The sequence below is a fragment of the Arthrobacter sp. P1_B4 genome (assembly GCF_056406555.1).
Genome location: NZ_JBFTZW010000023.1, coordinates 16,744 through 33,185 on the forward strand (window position 1 = coordinate 16,744; position 16,442 = coordinate 33,185).

14 protein-coding genes and 2 tRNA genes are annotated in these 16,442 nt (G+C 68.4%); 10 read left to right on the forward strand and 6 right to left on the reverse strand.

The features are described 5' to 3' along the window. Positions 1-81 precede the first annotated feature (81 nt). The 4 genes from AC1D1W_RS10470 (at position 82) to AC1D1W_RS10485 (ending at position 4,079) form a co-directional block, all read left to right on the forward strand. On the forward strand, positions 82-891 hold the full coding sequence (locus AC1D1W_RS10470; RefSeq protein WP_476943628.1) for an MBL fold metallo-hydrolase: 810 nt from the start codon (positions 82-84) through the stop codon (positions 889-891). Positions 892-896: 5 nt separating this feature from the next. Next, positions 897-1,673, forward strand: coding sequence for a fumarylacetoacetate hydrolase family protein (locus tag AC1D1W_RS10475; RefSeq protein WP_026538927.1), 777 nt, complete (start codon positions 897-899; stop codon positions 1,671-1,673). A gap of 143 nt (positions 1,674-1,816) precedes the next feature. Then, positions 1,817-3,352: a glutamate--tRNA ligase gene (gene gltX / locus AC1D1W_RS10480; RefSeq protein ID WP_243177114.1), complete on the forward strand. Its 1,536-nt coding sequence runs from the start codon at positions 1,817-1,819 to the stop codon at positions 3,350-3,352. A 1-nt stretch (position 3,353) separates the two neighbouring features. Further along, complete coding sequence (locus AC1D1W_RS10485) at positions 3,354-4,079, forward strand: HAD family hydrolase (RefSeq protein WP_243177115.1); 726 nt, start codon at positions 3,354-3,356, stop codon at positions 4,077-4,079. 31 nt (positions 4,080-4,110) lie between these two features. On the opposite strand, the gene AC1D1W_RS10490 is transcribed toward AC1D1W_RS10485, so the two are convergent. Next, positions 4,111-5,490, reverse strand: coding sequence for a hypothetical protein (locus tag AC1D1W_RS10490; RefSeq protein WP_476943629.1), 1,380 nt, complete (start codon positions 5,488-5,490; stop codon positions 4,111-4,113). A gap of 345 nt (positions 5,491-5,835) precedes the next feature. On the opposite strand from AC1D1W_RS10490, the gene AC1D1W_RS10495 reads away from it, so the two are divergent. From AC1D1W_RS10495 to AC1D1W_RS10510, 4 genes are all read left to right on the forward strand, one after another. Then, a tRNA-Gln gene (locus tag AC1D1W_RS10495) sits at positions 5,836-5,907 on the forward strand. A gap of 129 nt (positions 5,908-6,036) precedes the next feature. After that, a tRNA-Glu gene (locus AC1D1W_RS10500) sits at positions 6,037-6,109 on the forward strand. Between the two features lie 170 nt (positions 6,110-6,279). Then, positions 6,280-8,052 carry a dynamin family protein gene (locus AC1D1W_RS10505; RefSeq protein WP_476943637.1) on the forward strand — a complete coding sequence of 591 codons (1,773 nt, stop codon included), beginning with the start codon at positions 6,280-6,282 and terminating at the stop codon, positions 8,050-8,052. Next, positions 8,049-9,701 (forward strand): GTPase, encoded by a 1,653-nt coding sequence (locus AC1D1W_RS10510; RefSeq protein WP_476943630.1) that lies wholly within the window; start codon positions 8,049-8,051, stop codon positions 9,699-9,701. Before AC1D1W_RS10505 ends, AC1D1W_RS10510 begins: the two co-directional genes overlap by 4 nt. Before the next feature lie 34 nt (positions 9,702-9,735). Here AC1D1W_RS10510 and AC1D1W_RS10515 read toward each other — a convergent pair whose 3' ends face one another. Further along, complete coding sequence (locus tag AC1D1W_RS10515; protein ID WP_459385143.1) at positions 9,736-10,272, reverse strand: DUF1697 domain-containing protein; 537 nt, start codon at positions 10,270-10,272, stop codon at positions 9,736-9,738. Between the two features lie 13 nt (positions 10,273-10,285). Continuing rightward, positions 10,286-11,005 (reverse strand): IclR family transcriptional regulator, encoded by a 720-nt coding sequence (locus tag AC1D1W_RS10520; RefSeq protein WP_026266447.1) that lies wholly within the window; start codon positions 11,003-11,005, stop codon positions 10,286-10,288. 130 nt (positions 11,006-11,135) lie between these two features. Here AC1D1W_RS10520 and leuC point away from each other — a divergent pair, with 130 nt between their 5' ends. Both leuC and leuD read left to right on the forward strand, forming a co-directional pair. Beyond that, positions 11,136-12,590 (forward strand): 3-isopropylmalate dehydratase large subunit, encoded by a 1,455-nt coding sequence (gene leuC / locus AC1D1W_RS10525; protein WP_243177120.1) that lies wholly within the window; start codon positions 11,136-11,138, stop codon positions 12,588-12,590. A 94-nt stretch (positions 12,591-12,684) separates the two neighbouring features. Then, the gene (leuD, locus tag AC1D1W_RS10530) at positions 12,685-13,287 is read left to right on the forward strand and encodes a 3-isopropylmalate dehydratase small subunit (protein ID WP_018773513.1); all 603 of its coding nucleotides are present in this window, start codon (positions 12,685-12,687) and stop codon (positions 13,285-13,287) included. 200 nt (positions 13,288-13,487) lie between these two features. Here the strand turns inward: leuD and AC1D1W_RS10535 are convergent, their stop codons facing one another. The 3 genes from AC1D1W_RS10535 to AC1D1W_RS10545 all read right to left on the reverse strand — a co-directional run bounded on the left by AC1D1W_RS10535 (position 13,488) and on the right by AC1D1W_RS10545 (position 16,285). Beyond that, complete coding sequence (locus tag AC1D1W_RS10535) at positions 13,488-14,462, reverse strand: hypothetical protein (protein ID WP_476943631.1); 975 nt, start codon at positions 14,460-14,462, stop codon at positions 13,488-13,490. 127 nt (positions 14,463-14,589) lie between these two features. Continuing rightward, positions 14,590-15,555: an amidohydrolase family protein gene (locus AC1D1W_RS10540; RefSeq protein ID WP_476943632.1), complete on the reverse strand. Its 966-nt coding sequence runs from the start codon at positions 15,553-15,555 to the stop codon at positions 14,590-14,592. Between the two features lie 211 nt (positions 15,556-15,766). Beyond that, a complete protein-coding gene (locus AC1D1W_RS10545) occupies positions 15,767-16,285 on the reverse strand; it encodes a GNAT family N-acetyltransferase (RefSeq protein ID WP_476943633.1) in 519 nt (172 codons plus the stop codon). Between the last annotated feature and the right edge of the window lie 157 nt (positions 16,286-16,442).

Sequence of the window (16,442 nt, forward strand, 5' to 3'; positions counted from 1 at the left end):
ACCTTCGGGTGAGGGCCGCCGTCGGCGTCTGTGGTCCCGGGCTGAAGCCATCGACGCCCGATTCAATGCAAGGATGGGTCCGTGACCTCCGAGACATCCCGCGGCATTGTCCGCAGCAGTGAGCTGACCCGGTTCCGCCTCGCCCCGAATCCGGGCCCCATGAGCCTGGACGGAACCAACTCCTATCTCATTGCCGCCCAGGGGGCGGCGGCCAGGGTCGCCGTCGACCCCGGGCCCCTCGACGAGCCGCACCTGCAGGCGCTGGCCGGCGAGGGACCGGTCGAACTCATCCTGATCACGCACCGGCACGCGGACCACACCGCGGCCGCCGAGCGGTTTTCGGCCTTGACGGGCGCACCGGTCCGGGCCGCGGACCCCGCCCACTGCCACGGCGCACCCCCGCTGCAGGACGGCGAAACCATCCGGGCGGCCGGAACTGACATCCGGGTTCTGGCGACGCCGGGCCACACCTCGGATTCGCTGTGCTTCCACCTGCCGCAGGACGGCCCGCACGGCTCCGTGCTGACCGGGGACACGATTCTGGGCTCCGGAACCACGGTGCTGGACTACCCCGACGGCACCCTCCGGGACTACCTCGACTCGCTGGACCGGCTCGAACRCCTCGGGCCGGCCACGGTGCTGCCGGCCCACGGCCCGGTGCTGCCGGCCCTGGACGCCGTCGCCCGCGCCTACCGGGACCACCGGCGGGGCCGGCTCGAACAGGTCCGGGCAGCCCTCGCGGCCCTGGGCGCCGACGCCGGCGCCGGCGCCGATGTCCGAGCCGTCACGGACGCCGTGTACACCGACGTCGACCCCTCCGTCCGCCGCGCCGCGGAGCTCTCCGTCGCCGCGCAGCTGGACTACCTGCGCACTGAGGGGACGGTAGGCTAGGAACCATGCGTATCGCCCGGTTTGTAGTCGATTCTGATCCCCTCTACGGCATCGTGGAAGGTGAGCCCGGCAGTGAGGAAGTCACTGTCATCAAGGGCGACCCCTTCTTCCACGGCGTGGAACGAACCCCCATGAAGCACAAGCTGGAGGACGTCCGCCTGCTGGCGCCGATCATCCCGCGCAGCAAGGTGATCGGGGTTGGCCGCAACTTCGCGGAGCACGCCCGGGAACTCGGCAACGAGGTCCCGGCGCAGCCCCTGCTGTTCCTCAAGCCCAACACGTCCGTGATCGGGCCCAACGATCCCATTGTCCTGCCGGAATTCTCCGAGGACGTCTCCTTCGAGGCCGAGCTGTGCGTCGTCATTGGCCGGATCTGCAAGGACGTGCCCGAGGACCGGGTCGATGATGTGATCTTCGGCTACACCTGCGGCAACGACCTCACCGCCCGCGACGTCCAGAAGACGGACCTGCAGTGGGCCCGGGCCAAGGGCTTTGACACCTCGGCCCCGCTCGGGCCGTGGATTGAAACCGAGCTCGACACCGAGGACCTGCAGATCCAGGGCCGGCTCAATGGCGAACTGCGCCAGGACGGCAGCACGAACCAGATGATCCGCGGCGTCCGGGAGCTCGTCTCCATCGTCTCGCAGGCCTTTACCCTGCTGCCGGGCGACGTCATCATGACCGGTACCCCGGCCGGCGTCGGCGCCGTGCAGGCAGGCGACCGCTATGAGGTCGAGATCGAGGGCATCGGACGGCTCTCCAACCCGGTGGTCCGCCGCTAGAACTGTCCGTCAGGACCAAGAGCTCCGATTTCAGACAGCCGCCCCGTGGATCCACGGGGCGGCTGTCCGTTTCCGTGGCGGTATTTCCCTGGCCGCATTCCGGGCGGGTGGCGCTGGGAGAGATTGGTAATGTTGGTACCACTATGACTACTGCTTCCGCGGCCGACGCCGTTCCCAGCTCCGCCCCTGCTGCCTCCACCGGTGAAGTCACCGCTGACACCCCGGTCCGTGTCCGGTTCTGCCCGTCACCCACGGGCACCCCGCACGTCGGCCTGATCCGCACCGCCCTGTTCAACTGGGCCCACGCCCGGCACACGAAGGGCACCTTTGTGTTCCGGATCGAGGACACGGACGCGGCCCGCGACTCGGAGGAGAGCTACCAGCAGCTGCTCGAGGCCCTCAAATGGCTCGGCATCACCTGGGAAGAGGGCGTGGAAGTCGGCGGCCCGCACGAGCCCTACCGCCAGTCGCAGCGCCTGGACCTCTACAAGGACGTCGTGGCCAAGCTGATCGACGCCGGTTACGCCTACGAGTGCTACTCCTCGCCGGAAGAAGTTGAAGCCCGCCACCGCGCCGCCGGCCGCGACCCGAAGCTCGGCTACGACAACTTCGACCGCGAACTCTCCGAGGACCAGCTCGCCGCGTTCAAGGCCGAGGGCCGCCAGCCCGTGCTGCGCGTCCGGATGCCCGACGAGGACGTCACGTTCACGGACATGGTCCGCGGCGAGATCACCTTCAAGGCCGGCAGCATCCCGGACTACGTCATTGTCCGCGCCGACGGCTCCCCGCTCTACACCCTCGTCAACCCCGTCGACGACGCCCTCATGGGCATCACCCACGTGCTCCGCGGCGAGGACCTGCTCTCCTCCACGCCCCGCCAGGTGGTGCTGATCCAGGCGCTGATGGACATCGGCGTCGCGAGCTACATGCCGGTCTTCGGCCACCTGCCGTACGTCATGGGCGAGGGCAACAAGAAGCTCTCCAAGCGCGACCCCCAGTCCAACCTGTTCCTGCTCCGGGACCGCGGCTTCATCCCCGAGGGCCTGCTGAACTACCTCTCCCTGCTCGGCTGGAGCCTCTCCGCCGACGAGGACATCTTCACGGTGGATCAGCTGATCGAGCACTTCGACGTCAACGACGTGCTGGCCAACCCGGCACGCTTTGACATCAAGAAGGCCGAAGCCATCAACGGCACCCACATCCGCATGCTCGGCGCTGAGGACTTCCGCGGCCGCCTGGTGCCCTACCTGCAGGCCGCCGGTTTCGTGGGGGAGAGCCTCACGGACCGCGATGAGGAGATCCTGGCCGAGGCCGCACCGCTGATCCAGGAGCGTATCTCGCTGCTGGGCGAGGCCCCTGAAATGATCGCGTTCCTGTTCAAGGCCGACGACGCCATCGACGTCGCCGACGACGCCCGCAAGGGTCTGCCGGAGAACCTCACGGAGGTGCTCGACGCCGCCCTGGCTGCCCTGGAGCCCGTTGCCGACTGGACGGCCGAGAACATCCAGGCCGCCCTGAAGGAAGCCCTCGTGGAAGGCCTCGGCGTCAAGCCGCGCCTGGCGTTCGGCCCGGTCCGCACGGCCGTCTCGGGCCGGCGGATCTCCCCCCCGCTGTTCGAGTCCATGGTCATCCTGGGCAAGGATTCCTCCCTGGCCCGCCTGCGCGCCTTCCGCGGCTGACATGCTGGCAGCGGGCCTGGGCGCAAGCGGTGTCAAAGGGATCCTCTTCGATATAGATGACACCCTGGTGGACCTCGAATTCGCCATGACGACGGCCCTCCGCGACGTCAGCGAGCACCTCCTGCCCGGTCTGGACGAGGCCGGGTGGGAGAGGTTCGGGCGGATCTTCACCCATGAGACCACCCACTTCTACGACCGCTACCTGGCCGGCGAGATCACGTTCAATGAACAGCGCCTGCTCCGCGGCCGGGCGGCACTGGGGTACTTCGGCGTCGAACTTGCCGACGGCGAACAGGCCCACCACTGGGTGAGTTCCTACGCGAGCCGCCAGCACGGCTACATCCGGGCGTTCGACGACGTCGGGCCCCTGCTGGACGCCCTGGATGCCGCCGGCATTCCCTACGGGGCCGTGAGCAACAACGTCCACGACTACCAGCGCGTGAAGCTGGACGCGGCCGGGCTGGAACGGATTACCGTTCTGGTTGGCACCGACACCGTTGGCGCCGCAAAGCCGGACCCGGCGATCTACCTCGAGGGTGTCCGGCGGATCGGTACTGGTCCCGGCCAAACGCTGTACGTCGGGGACAACCGGCTGCTCGATGCGGAAGGTTCGACGGCGGCCGGCCTCCTCGGCGTCTGGCTGAACCGCGGCGGGGAACCGGCCCCGGGCTTCCTGGGCCGCGAGGTCGGCTCCCTGCTGGACCTGCTGGCGCAGCCCCCGCTGTAACCGGCGCTGCAACCGGCACCGGAAGCTACCGTTATCCGGCCTGCCTCTTCCGCAGCGCCAGGAAGGCGCCAACGGCGCCAAGGGCCAGCATTGCGACGAGTCCCAGTGCTGTGGCGGCGTCGGACTGCCGGAGCAAGCTGGTGGGCGACACCGCGGCAGCTCCGGAATACAGTGTGCCGGTGCCATCGGCAATCCGGGCGTTGCCGTCCGCGAGCTTGTCCGCCCCCGTGGCCAGCTGCGAGGAGCCGGACGCCAGCTTGGTGCTGCCGGCCGAGAGTTCTGAGGCCCCGGAGGCCAGGGCCTGGGAGCCGCCCAGCAGGCCGGGGTTGGCAGGATCGGCCGGATTGCCCTGGATCCCGGCGTTCAGGGCCACGGTTCCGTCGGCCAGGCGCGAGCTGCCCTCGGTCATCCGGGCGGCGGCCTTGAGCAGGCCCGGGTGCTCGGGGTCGCCGGGGACCCCGTCCATCCCGACCCGGATCCTGGACGTGCCGTCGGCCAGGAGCCGGGTGCCCAGCACCACGCCCGGGCTGCCGGGGTCCTGGCTGTTGAGCTTCGCGGCCAGCGTCGCGAAGCCGGCTTTGAGCTTGCCCGTTCCTGCGTTCAGCTGGCCCGCGCCGGCCTGCAGCCGCTGCGCGCCGGCCTGCAGCTGGCTGGCACCGGCGTCGAGCTTGTGCGCGCCCGCGGTGATCTTGGCGATCTTGTCCTTCACCACGGAAAGCGGAACGAGCCCCTTGACCGGGTCATCTGCCGCCGCCTCCAGCAGTTCCAGCGCCTGAGCCAGGGCCGCGGTCCCGGTTCCGGCCTCCGGATTGCCGTTGGCACCGCGGTAGCCCTTGAGCTGGTCCGTGCCGCCTGCCAGCGCGGCGGTGCCGCCGGCCAGCTGGGCGGCGCCGCCGTCGAGACGGGTGGCCCCGTCGGCGAGGTTGTTCTCTGCGTTGCCCGCCGGCGTCGGCGTCAGCGCGGCCGAAAGCTGTACGACCCCCGCCGCGAGCTTCTGCGCACCGTCGTCGACTTTGTAGACGCCGGGGGCCAGCTTGCTGGTGACACCGGCTTCGATCCTGACGGCACCTTCGGCCAACTTGCCGGCACCGGCCTGGAGCTTGTCCGCCCCGGGTGCCAGCTTGGTGCTGATGCCCGAGGAGATCTTTTCCGCCCCCGCGGAAAGTTTTCCAGCCCCGGTATCGGCCAGGCTGGCGCCGTTGGCGAGTTTCCCGGCGCCGTTGTCCAGCTGGCCGGCTCCGGCGGACGCCTGGGCGGCCCCGTCCCTGAGCTTGGCCGAACCGTCCGTGATGCGGCCCGTGACGAGGGTATAGAACCCCAGCAGGGCAATGAGCAGCAACGCCAGGGTGGCGATGGCGAGTTGCTGCGCACGGGTCCGGGTCTTGCTGATAGCGGCACGACTCTGTGGCACATGATTCCTCTCGACGTTCCCGCCGGCAGCGGCTCCGCTGACGGCCACCCCAGCAGCTGTGACGCAGCTAACACCGGAAAATGAGCGCAAAGCTGCCCGCAGCGGAGTGGGGGAGGGGTGGTTACTCGTTGGTAACTTACCGAGCGTAAACGTGTTTCCGCCGGATTGGCAAGGGCTGGCGCGGGTATTGCCGCCATCGGCGCCGCGCGCGGCCCTCCCCGGCGGCCCGATCCCGCCGCCTTGCGCCCGATTTGTGGAAGTGAAAACTCTCGGGTAAAGTAATTACTCGTGCTGAGGCGCCGGGAGCGAGGGTTTAGGCCCAAACATCCGGAGCGAAAGTGCCTTTGGGATATGGTGTAATTGGCAACACTACGGTTTCTGGTACCGTCATTCTAGGTTCGAGTCCTGGTATCCCAGCTCTGAAGTTCCGCGGGTTTCCGCTGAAATTCGGAAGTTTTGAATCGGCTGGTCCGATTTGAAACGGCGGCCAAATGTATGAAACAATCATTTGGCTTGAATGGCAGAAGTGCTGTTCAGGAAGTACGCGGCCCCATCGTATAGCGGCCTAGTACGCTGCCCTCTCACGGCGGTAACGCGGGTTCGAATCCCGCTGGGGTCACAATGAAAACGGTCCCGGGCATCAGCCCGGGGCCGTTTTTCGTTTCCCGGATTGGCTGGGCTTCCAGGCGCGACTCGTCCGCCGGCGTATTGCCGGGCGCGCCGGGTCCCGCTAAGCGCTGCGCATGGCGCTTTGGTTCCGCGCAGCGGCGCCCCCGCAGGAACCACGTTCTGAACTGGCATGATGATGCAGTGAGCTCCCATGAAACCGGCCCCGGGGCCGCAACCGGCGTGGCCCTTCTGGAGGCAGTGCGGCAGGACCTCGCGGCCCTACGGCTGCCGCTCGCCCTGCCCGGGACGGACCAAACGCGCCTGGACCTTCGAAGGGCCGTGGCTCAACTCGATGACTACATCCTGCCCCGGTACCGCAGCCTCGATGCGCCCCTGCTGGCCGTGGTGGGCGGTTCCACCGGGGCCGGAAAATCCACCCTGGTCAACGCCCTGGTGGGCCACCCCGTCACGCGGGCCGGTGCGATCCGCCCCACCACCCGCCAGCCCATCCTGCTCCACCATCCCGCCGACGCCGCCTGGTTTGAGGGCCAGCGGGTGCTGCCGGCCCTGGGCCGCATCCGGGGTGCCCTCGTGGACGGCCGGGCGCAGGCCCCGGCTGACGCGGCGTTGGATCCCGGCCCGGTGACTTCCCTGGTCCTGGTCTCCGACTCCGCGGTCCCGCCCGGAATCGCCGTGATCGACGCGCCCGACGTCGACTCCGTTTCCGAGAACAACCGGCGGCTGGCCGGGCAGTTGCTTGCCGCCGCGGACCTCTGGGTGTTTGTCACCACAGCCAACCGGTATGCCGACGCCGTGCCCTGGCGCCTGCTCCTGGATGCGGCCTCCCGCGACATCATGGTGGCCGTGGTCCTGGACCGGGTGCCGCCAGCCGCGGAAGCGGAAGTTAGCGCCGATCTGCAGGCCATGCTGAGCCGGGAAGGGCTGGGGGCCGCCCAATTGTTCGTGGTGCCGGAGCTGCCGCTGGATGCCGCAGGGATGCTTCCGGCAGAGGCCGTCGAGCCGCTGCGCGTTTGGCTCGGGAAGCTGGCAGGGGACGCCGCGGGACGGGCCGGAATAGCCCGGCGCACCCTCAACGGCACCCTCCTCGCCCTCGCCCACCGCGTCGACGCGGCGGAGCAGGCGCTGTCCGAACAGCAGCACGCAGCCGATGTTCTCGCAGCCGACGCCCGCAACGCCTATGACGACGCCGTGGCCAGGATCCTTGAGGCCACCCGCGACGGCGCATTGCTGCGCGGCGAAGTGCTGGCACGCTGGCAGGACTTCGTCGGGACCGGGGAGTTCTTCCGCGCCATGGAACAGAACATCGGACGCTTCCGTGACCGCGTGGGCGCGTTCGTCCGGGGTGAACCGGCGCCTGCAGTCAGGGTGGAAACCGCGATCGAAACGGGACTGCAGGCGGTCATTGTCGATCAAGCCGCCAAGGCCGCCGAGCACACCGACCAGCGGTGGCGTTCAGACCCCGCTGGCAGGCAGGTGCTGGGCACCGACGATGTTTCCGGTGCCTCCGAGGGCTTCGCGGACGCTGTGGCGGCCGAAATCCGCGCTTGGCAGGGGAGCCTGATGGAACTTATCCGCACCGAAGGCCAGGGCAAGCGCACCCAGGCCCGCTGGTTGTCTTTCGGCATCAACGGCCTCGGCGCTGCCCTGATGATTGTGGTGTTCTCCATGACCGCGGGCCTGACCGGGCTTGAGATCGGGGTCGCCGGCGGCACCGCCGTCGTGGGTCAGCGCCTCCTGGAGGCAGTATTCGGGGAGGACGCCGTCCGCCGGCTCGCCCGGACCGCGCGCGAAGACCTGCATCTGCGGTGCCAGAGCCTGCTGGCGGCGGAGTGCCAGCGGTTCTTGACCCGGCTCAAGGTCGACGGCGGCGTGCCGCCCTCAGCCATTGCCGGCCATGCGGCGGCACTGCGCCGGCTGGCGGCCACGTCATGAGCCGTCATGGCGCCGCCCGCGAGGCGTCCCAGCTCGATCGCAGACTGGAAGCGCTCAACAGCGCCACAGAGCTCGCATCCGGAGTCCTCCCGGAGGAGACCCTGGCCGGTGTCCTGCAGGTGCTCGACCGCGCGAGTTCGCGGCGGTCGCTGTCCGGAGACCACACGGTGGTTGGGTTTTTTGGAGCCACAGGCAGCGGCAAGTCATCGCTCTTCAATGCGGTAAGCGGCGAGGAGATCGCGACGGCGGCCGTGCGCAGGCCGACCACCACCGAGCCGCTGGCGGGCATTTGGGGCGTCCAAGGCAGCGATGCGCTGCTGGATTGGCTGGAGGTCCGAAAGCGCCACGCTGCGGCGCCGATCAAAGGGTTCGCCGACGACGACACCGGGCTGATCCTTCTGGACCTGCCGGACTTTGACTCGACCAGGGCCGCCAACCGGGAGATTGTGCAGCGGATGGTGGGCCTCGTGGACGTCCTCGTCTGGGTCCTCGATCCGCAGAAATATGCCGACGCCGCCGTGCACAACGATTTCCTGGCCCCGCTGTCCTCGCACGGGGCCGTGACGATCGTGGTGCTCAACCAGATCGACAGGCTCCCGGAGCACGAGGTCCGGCCGGTCCTGGAATCCCTCACAGCTATCCTGGCGCGGGACGGGCTGGACAAAGTTCAGGTCCTCGGGGCTTCCGCCGTGTTGGGGACGGGGGTGGACAAGGTGCGCGCCGCGATCCGGCAGGTGGCGATGCAGCGTAAAGCGATGTCACAGCGACTCGCGGCAGATGTCACGCTGGCCGCCGCCCGGCTTGCCGAGGCGTCCGGCCTGCCCGCGGGCGGCACGACGGCCGCGGGTGGCGGGACGGCCGCCGGTGCGACGGCCGCGTCCAAGGCCCGGCTGGCGGGGGAGTTGGCTGTGGCCGCCAATGTGCCGTTGGTGGTCGACGCCGTCGCCCGGTCCTACCGCCTGGAGGCAACCCGGCGCACGGGCTGGCCGGTGACCCGCTGGCTGGCAAGGTTCCGGCCGGATCCGCTGCGACGTCTGAACTTGCGCCGCGAGGGCGCCATACCTGAGCTGAACCGGACCTCGCTGCCTCCTGCCGGGGCGCCGGAACAGGCGCGGACCGATGCCGCCGTCCGGGAATTCGCTGAGGCGGCGTCCGCAGGTGCCCCTGGCCCGTGGCCGGCGGCCATCCGCGGCGCCGCCCGGGAAGCAAACGACCGGCTGCCGGATGCCCTGGACCAGGCAATTGCCTCCACAGAGTTGTCCGCTGGCACGAAGTCCTGGTGGTGGGGTGGGTTCAATGCGGTTCAGTGGCTCGCCTTGGTAACGGCCCTGGCCGGGTTCGCGTGGCTGGGAGTACTGGCTGCGCTCGGCTACCTGCAACTGCCCGTGCCCGAGGTCCCACGGGTCCAGGGCTGGCCGGTTCCTACCGTGATGATCGCCGGGGGACTGCTGCTGGGCATCGTCCTGGCGATTGGGGYGCGGTTCATCTCCAGAGCTGCGGCAGCGTCACGCAGTGCCGTGGCACGGAAGCGACTGACAGCCGCCGTCGCCGCCGTCGCGGGGGAACTTGTCGTGGTGCCCGTGGAACGTGAGGTCAGCCGCCTGGCGAAGTTCACTGCCACGCTGAAGGCCGCCGCGGGTCGGCAGTGAGCCGTCCGTGCGCGGCCGGCCGGATGCGGCCTGCCTAAATCCCGGCCGCGGCGTCGCGGACCTTGATCATGGTGCGGAGGTTGCGTGTGGTGGTGGCAGCCTTGTACTTCGCCTTCGAGGAGAGCTTGCTGAAAGGGCTGTCCAGAGTGCCGCCGGCGGGGGCGAGCCAGGCCAGGGCTTCCGGGCCCAGCCGGGTGAGCTCGGCCCTGTCCAAGGCCCTGCCTGCCTCGAGCAGCTCCGAGAGGACCTCTTCATCAGAGGCGAGCGTCAGGTACGTATGGGTGGACGCGTCGTCGGCCGGGTAGGGGCACGCGTCGACCAGGGCTGCCACACGGCCCGCGGTGAGCACAACTACCCAGGCGTCGTAGCCGAAGGTTTCCCGCAGGCACGCCTCGAATTCCTTTTTGACGCCGGCCGGATCCAGCTCGCTGGCCAGCACGACGTTGCCGCTGGCCAACAGGGTCACGACACCCGAAAATGGCCGGGACTTCAGGGCGTTCTTGAGATCGGCCATCTTGATATTGATGCCGCCCACGTTGATGCCCCGCAGGAAGACCGCATAGCTGTTCATGGGCACAGCATACTTAGTCGTTGGTCTTGCGCAGCGCTTCCGTCAGGACACGGCCGGCGTTGCAGACCACTTCGGCGTGCAGGCGCCCCGGTTGGCGGGTCAGGCGCTCGATCGGGCCGGAGATGGACACCGCGGCAATCACGCGGCCGGACGGCCCGCGGACGGGGGCGGAAACGGAGGCGACACCGGGCTCGCGTTCGCCGAGGCTCTGGCCCCAGCCCCGGCGTCGTACTCCGGCCAGGACGGTGGGGGTGAAGCGGGCGGACTGGAGGCCTTCCAGGAGGCGGTCATGGTCCTCCCACGCCAGCAGCACTTGGGCGGCGGAGCCGGCCTTCATGGACAGCTGGGTGCCGACGGGGATGGTGTCGCGCAGCCCGATCGGGCGTTCGGCGGAGGCCACGCAGACGCGCCAGTCGCCCTGGCGGCGGAAGATCTGGGCGCTTTCGCCGGTGGCGTCGCGCAGCTGCATGAGCACGGGGCCGGCGGAGGCGATGAGGCGGTCCTCGCCAGCGGCGGAGGCCAGTTCCACCAGACGGCTCCCGAGCACGAAGCGGCCCTGGATATCGCGGCTCACGAGCCTGTGGTGCACCAGGGCGAGAGCCAGCCGGTGCACGGTGGGCCGGGCCAGTCCCGTGGCCGCCACCAGCTGCGCCAGGGTGGTGGGGCCGGCCTCAAGTGCGTCAAGCACATGGGCCGCTTTATCGATGACACCGACTCCACTAGAATTGTCCATGTAATGATATTGACGTCTCATTATCTGAGATGCAAGTCAACGCGCTGGCGTATTACTTGGCTGTGCTGGTTCAGTGGAAGAGATAGTCCGTCGGAACGCACAATACTTACCGCAGTGAAGGGAGCAGGCCGTGGCAAAGACACTGGCCGAGAAGGTCTGGGACGCGCACGTTGTGCGCAAGGGGGACGGCGAAGGAGTCAACGCCCAGCCGGATCTCCTCTTCATTGACCTCCACCTGGTGCACGAGGTGACGTCGCCGCAGGCCTTTGAAGGTCTGCGGCTCGCCGGCCGCAAGCTGCGCCGCCCGGACCTCACCATCGCCACCGAGGACCACAACACTCCCACGCTGGATATCGACAAGCCAATTGCCGATCTCACCAGCCGGACCCAGATCCAGACCCTTCGCAACAACTGCCAGGAGTTTGGCGTCCGCCTGCACTCCCTCGGCGACGCCGAGCAGGGAATCGTGCACGTGGTGGGCCCCCAGCTGGGCCTCACGCAGCCCGGCATGACCGTGGTCTGCGGCGACTCGCACACCTCAACCCACGGCGCCTTTGGAGCGCTCGCCATGGGCATCGGCACCTCCGAGGTGGAGCACGTCATGGCCACCCAGACGCTGTCCCTGAAGCCGTTCAAGACCATGGCGATCAATGTTGAGGGCACGCTGCGCCCCGGCGTGAGCGCCAAGGACATCATCCTGGCCGTCATCGCCAAGATCGGCACCGGCGGCGGGCAGGGCTACGTGCTGGAATACCGCGGCTCCGCCATCCGTGCGCTGTCCATGGAGGCCCGGATGACCATCTGCAATATGTCCATCGAGGCCGGCGCCCGCGCCGGGCTGGTGGCTCCGGACCAGACCACGTACGACTACATGCACGGCCGCCCGCATGCGCCCGAGGGCGCCGACTGGGATGCCGCCGTCGAATACTGGAACACGCTGCACACCGACGACGACGCAGCGTTCGACGTCGAGGTGGATCTCGATGCCGACACCCTGGAACCGTTCGTGACGTGGGGAACCAACCCGGGCCAGGGCGTGTCGCTGTCCGCAAAGGTGCCCTCGCCCGATGACTTCGGCGATGAGAACGCCAAGGCCGCCGCCGAACGCGCCCTGCAGTACATGGGGCTTGAGGCCGGCACCCCGATGAAGGACATCCGGGTGGACACGGTGTTCCTGGGCTCCTGCACGAACTCCCGGATGGAGGACCTCCGGGCCGCCGCCGACATCATCCGGGGCCGGACCAAGGACCCGGCCGTGCGCATGCTGGTGGTGCCCGGCTCCGCCCGCGTCCGGCTTGAGGCTGAGGCTGAGGGCCTGGACAAGGTCTTCAAGGACTTCGGGGCCGAGTGGCGCTTCGCCGGCTGCTCCATGTGCCTGGGCATGAACCCGGACCAGCTGGAGGTGGGGGAGCGCTGCGCCTCCACATCCAACCGGAACTTCGAGGGGCGCCAGGGCAAGGGCGGCCGCACCCACCTCGTCTCGCCCGTGGTCGCTGCGGCGACGGCGGTCCGAGGCACCCTCAGTTCGCCGTCGGATCTGGACCCTGCTCCGGAGTCCGCGGCGGTCCGAGTCGGCGCCGCGTAGTCTCCGCCGCGCAGTTCCCGCCCAGATCCGAAGCCTCGCTCCACACAGCCTCGATCCATACAGTTTCGATCCACACAGTCCCGAAGGATCCGCCATGGAAAAGTTCACCACTCACACCGGAATCGGTGTCCCGCTGCGCCAGAGCAACGTCGACACGGACCAGATCATCCCCGCCGTGTACCTCAAGCGCATCACGCGCACCGGCTTTGAGGACGCGCTCTTCGCCGCGTGGCGCAAGGACCCGTCCTTCATCCTGAACCAGGCGCCGTTCAATGCAGGATCCGTTCTGGTGGCCGGTCCCGATTTTGGCACCGGTTCCTCCCGCGAGCACGCCGTCTGGGCGCTGAAGGACTTCGGCTTCAAGACGGTCCTGTCCTCGCGCTTTGCCGACATCTTCCGGGGCAACTCCGGCAAGCAGGGCCTGCTTGCCGCCGAAGTCGCCCAGGATGACATCGAGCTCATTTGGAAAGAACTTGAAAACGCCCCGGGCACCGAGGTGACGGTGGACCTCGTGTCCAAGACCGTGCAGTGCGGCAACATTGTGGCGCCGTTCGAGATTGATGACTACACGCGGTGGCGCCTCCTCGAGGGCCTGGACGACATCGGGCTGACCCTGAAGCACGAACCCGACATCACCGCGTACGAGGCCACCCGGCCTTCCTTCAAGCCCAAGACGCTGCCCGCCCGGTTGTCGTAGAGTTCCAGACCTGAGGCTCCCGGGCCGAGGGCCGGAGCCCAGTGATGCGCCTGGCAATGACGTGCCGCCGTCGAGTTGTAAGACTCGACGGCGGCACTCGTGTTTGTGCGGTGCTCGCGTCTTGTCCGGCCCTCATCGCGCTTAGGCCGCCGCAACGGCAGCGCGTTTGCGGCTCTTGAGAGCCTTCGCCCGAACCCGGATCAGGTGAAGCTGGCGGGAACCCGGCTCGGAGCCTGGCTGGTCTGTGGCTGGTGGGCGAAGCAGTGACCCCGGCAGGGGTGGTGCGGTGGACTGGTAGCTGTGGTCGGTGGGGTTGGTGAGTTCGAGCGTGTGGCGGGGGCCGGGTGCGGAGTGGGCGGTCCAGCCGGCGGGGACGGTGCCGTAGCCGGGGAGCCGGGCGGGTTCGGCGCCGGCATGGAAGAGGGCGCGGTCGGTGATGACGAGCTGGATTTCGACGCCGCTGATCCCGCCGGGAATGCCGGTGGTGCGTTCGACCAGGGCATCGGCCATGAGCTGCCCGCGGCCCTCGGGTCCCCGGCGGCGCGGAGGGTGTGGGCGTGCCCGGTGAGGGCCTTGTAGGCGGCGGCCCGGGCCGCGGCGACCAGGGACCGGTCACCGGCCCCGGCGAACGTCCCGGCGTCGGCGGCGAGTTCGGCGTCGACGGCGGCCCGGTCCGCGGCGCGCAGGCAGGCGGTTTCACGCACGAGGAGGGTGGCGCGCCATTCGTTGAGCTGACCGGTTTCCAGGGCGGTGAGGGTGTGCGGCATCTCGGTGATCAGGGCTTTGGCCAGGCCGAGTAGCCGGCCGCCCCTGGCGGGTGATTCGCGCCGGGCCAGGGCAATCTGCGCGCCGACACCGGCGCCGAGCTTCTCGGCCGGGACCCCGAGCCGGGCTTGTTCGCGGCGTTGGAGCAGGTCGAAGGCCACTGCGAGCCGGGCCTGTTCCGCGGACGCGGCGGACTTCCAGTCTTCCAGTTCCCGGATCCGGTCAATGATCCCGGCACTGTCCGTGGGCGGACAGCCTAAGCCCAGCGGTCCGGCGGCCAGCCGGCCCGCCACGTCCGCGACGGCTGCCTCCGCGGTGCCCGGAATGGCGGCGGCATCGCCCGCGGCATGGCCGAAGCCGGTGTCGCCGTGTCCTGCCGGAGCCACTTCGGGCCCGTGATTGCCGTCCATGAATTCAGTGTTTCAGGGACCTCTGACAATCAGGTTCTTTCCTCCGGACCGTACGTGCCCGCTCCAAAGACTCAACCGTCCTCCACCGGACCCAGCCTGCCAGGGCGCGCAACGCGCCCAATATGAACTAAGTCTGCTCAGGCCTCAGCCGGGGAAAAAGCGCCTCGGCATTGCCGCGGTCTATCGCCGCGCGCACGGATGGGTCCAGCGGATAATTCTCATACTCCATATTCAGGACGTCGATCGCCGCAGAGGGTGCGAACGGGAAGTCAGTTCCGTATGTGATGCGGCCCGGGTCAGCTACCTCGAGCAGGCTGGGCAGGGCCGCCGGGCTGGCGGATAGGGCCACGTCGTAATAAAACCGCCGCAAGATGGACTGCTTCTTATCTCCCAGCGCCGCCAGTGCACTGAGGGCCAGGTCCTTATCGTTGAGCATCGTCAGCAGGATCCTGTAGGCGATGTAAGGCACGAAGCCGCCCGCGTGGGCCAGGATGAACCTGATTCCCGAGAACTTTTCCATCGCACCGGACAGGATCAGGCTGATAGCGGTGCGGGTCGTGTCGAGCATGAAATCTGCGGCAAAGGCGGGTATGCCCGGCACCGCCGGACCGGGCAGTTCAGCGGGGTGGATGAACACTACGGCCCGGCGGTGGTGCAGGAACTCCAGCAAAGGCTCAAAGCCAGGATCGCCCAGATAGCGGCCGGCGTTGTTGGCCAGCAATACGATCCCGTCCGCGAGCAGGGTGTCCAGGGTGTACTCGGCCTCCGCCAGGGCGCCTTGCACGTCCGGCAGCGTGAGCGTCGCGAAGAACCCGAACCGCTCAGGCCGGGCAGCGACCACCTCTGCACTGTATTCGTTGATCTCCCGCGCCCGCCGCCGTGCCTCCGCAGCGTCCCCGAAGTACACGCCGGGAGTGGACAGGGACAAGATGCCGGTCTGCACGTCGTGCCTGTCCATGAACTTCAACGCTGAGCGCTCGGACCACGGCGGCAGGCCAATGCCGCCGGGGCGGATGCCCTTTTCAAGCATCCAGCGCGCATACCCGTGCGGAACGATGTGCTGGTGAGTGTCAATGCGGTACGGCCGGCCCATCCGGATCCTTGTCCACGTCGTTTCGCTGATATGCGGGCCCTCAGCGGATGTGAACAATCTACGCGCAAATCCGACCCCTGAGCAGACCGCCGAACGGTGCCTGGGACTGAGCTGGACCGTCACTGGGTGCTCGTAGAACTCGTGTGTACCAAGGCCGCGGGCGCCGGGATCCGTTCCTTCTACTTGAGCTTCCGGCTACTTGAGCTTCCGGTTAGTCGGGCACGAACCAGTAGCGGCGTTTGCCGTTGCGGCTGTCTTCGTAGACGCCACCGTTCTTTTCGATTGTGGCCCTTGAACCGGCGTTATCTTCATCGCAGGTGAGGAGAATCCGGGCGATGCCCAGCTCCCGGGCAATTGGCAGGGCGTTGGCCAAGGCGGCAGCTGCGTGGCCGCGGCGCCGGGCGGAGGGCCTCACGCTGTAGCCGATGTGCCCACCCTGGTTGAGGAGGAAATCGTTCAGCTCGTGCCGGATGGCCAGTGAGCCAAGGAAGGTGTCACCGTCCACGATCCACAGGTACGTGCAGGGCACGTACCCTGGTTTCCTCGGGCTCTCCGGCCTGGCATCGTTGACGAGGGCATCGACGAAGCGGCGGAACGACTGGTCATCTTCGAGTTCTTCCAGTGGCCAGTCCTCCGCACCCGCGCCGTCCCGGTGCGCACCGTCAAATTCGGCGGATCCTTCCAACCAGGAGGAGTGATAACGGACGTCCGGAGCGATAAGGCGAGGCATCACACGATCGTATTCGAAGGGTTCTCCTTTTCTCAGGAGTCGGTCCGGTCTTCGATCCCACCCGGCAAACCCTCAGCGCCCACCCGATGCAACGTCCGCAGGCCCGAACGCGCCGCCGCATCCGTGCCGAAAGGGCCAACACGGGGCCCCTGGAACC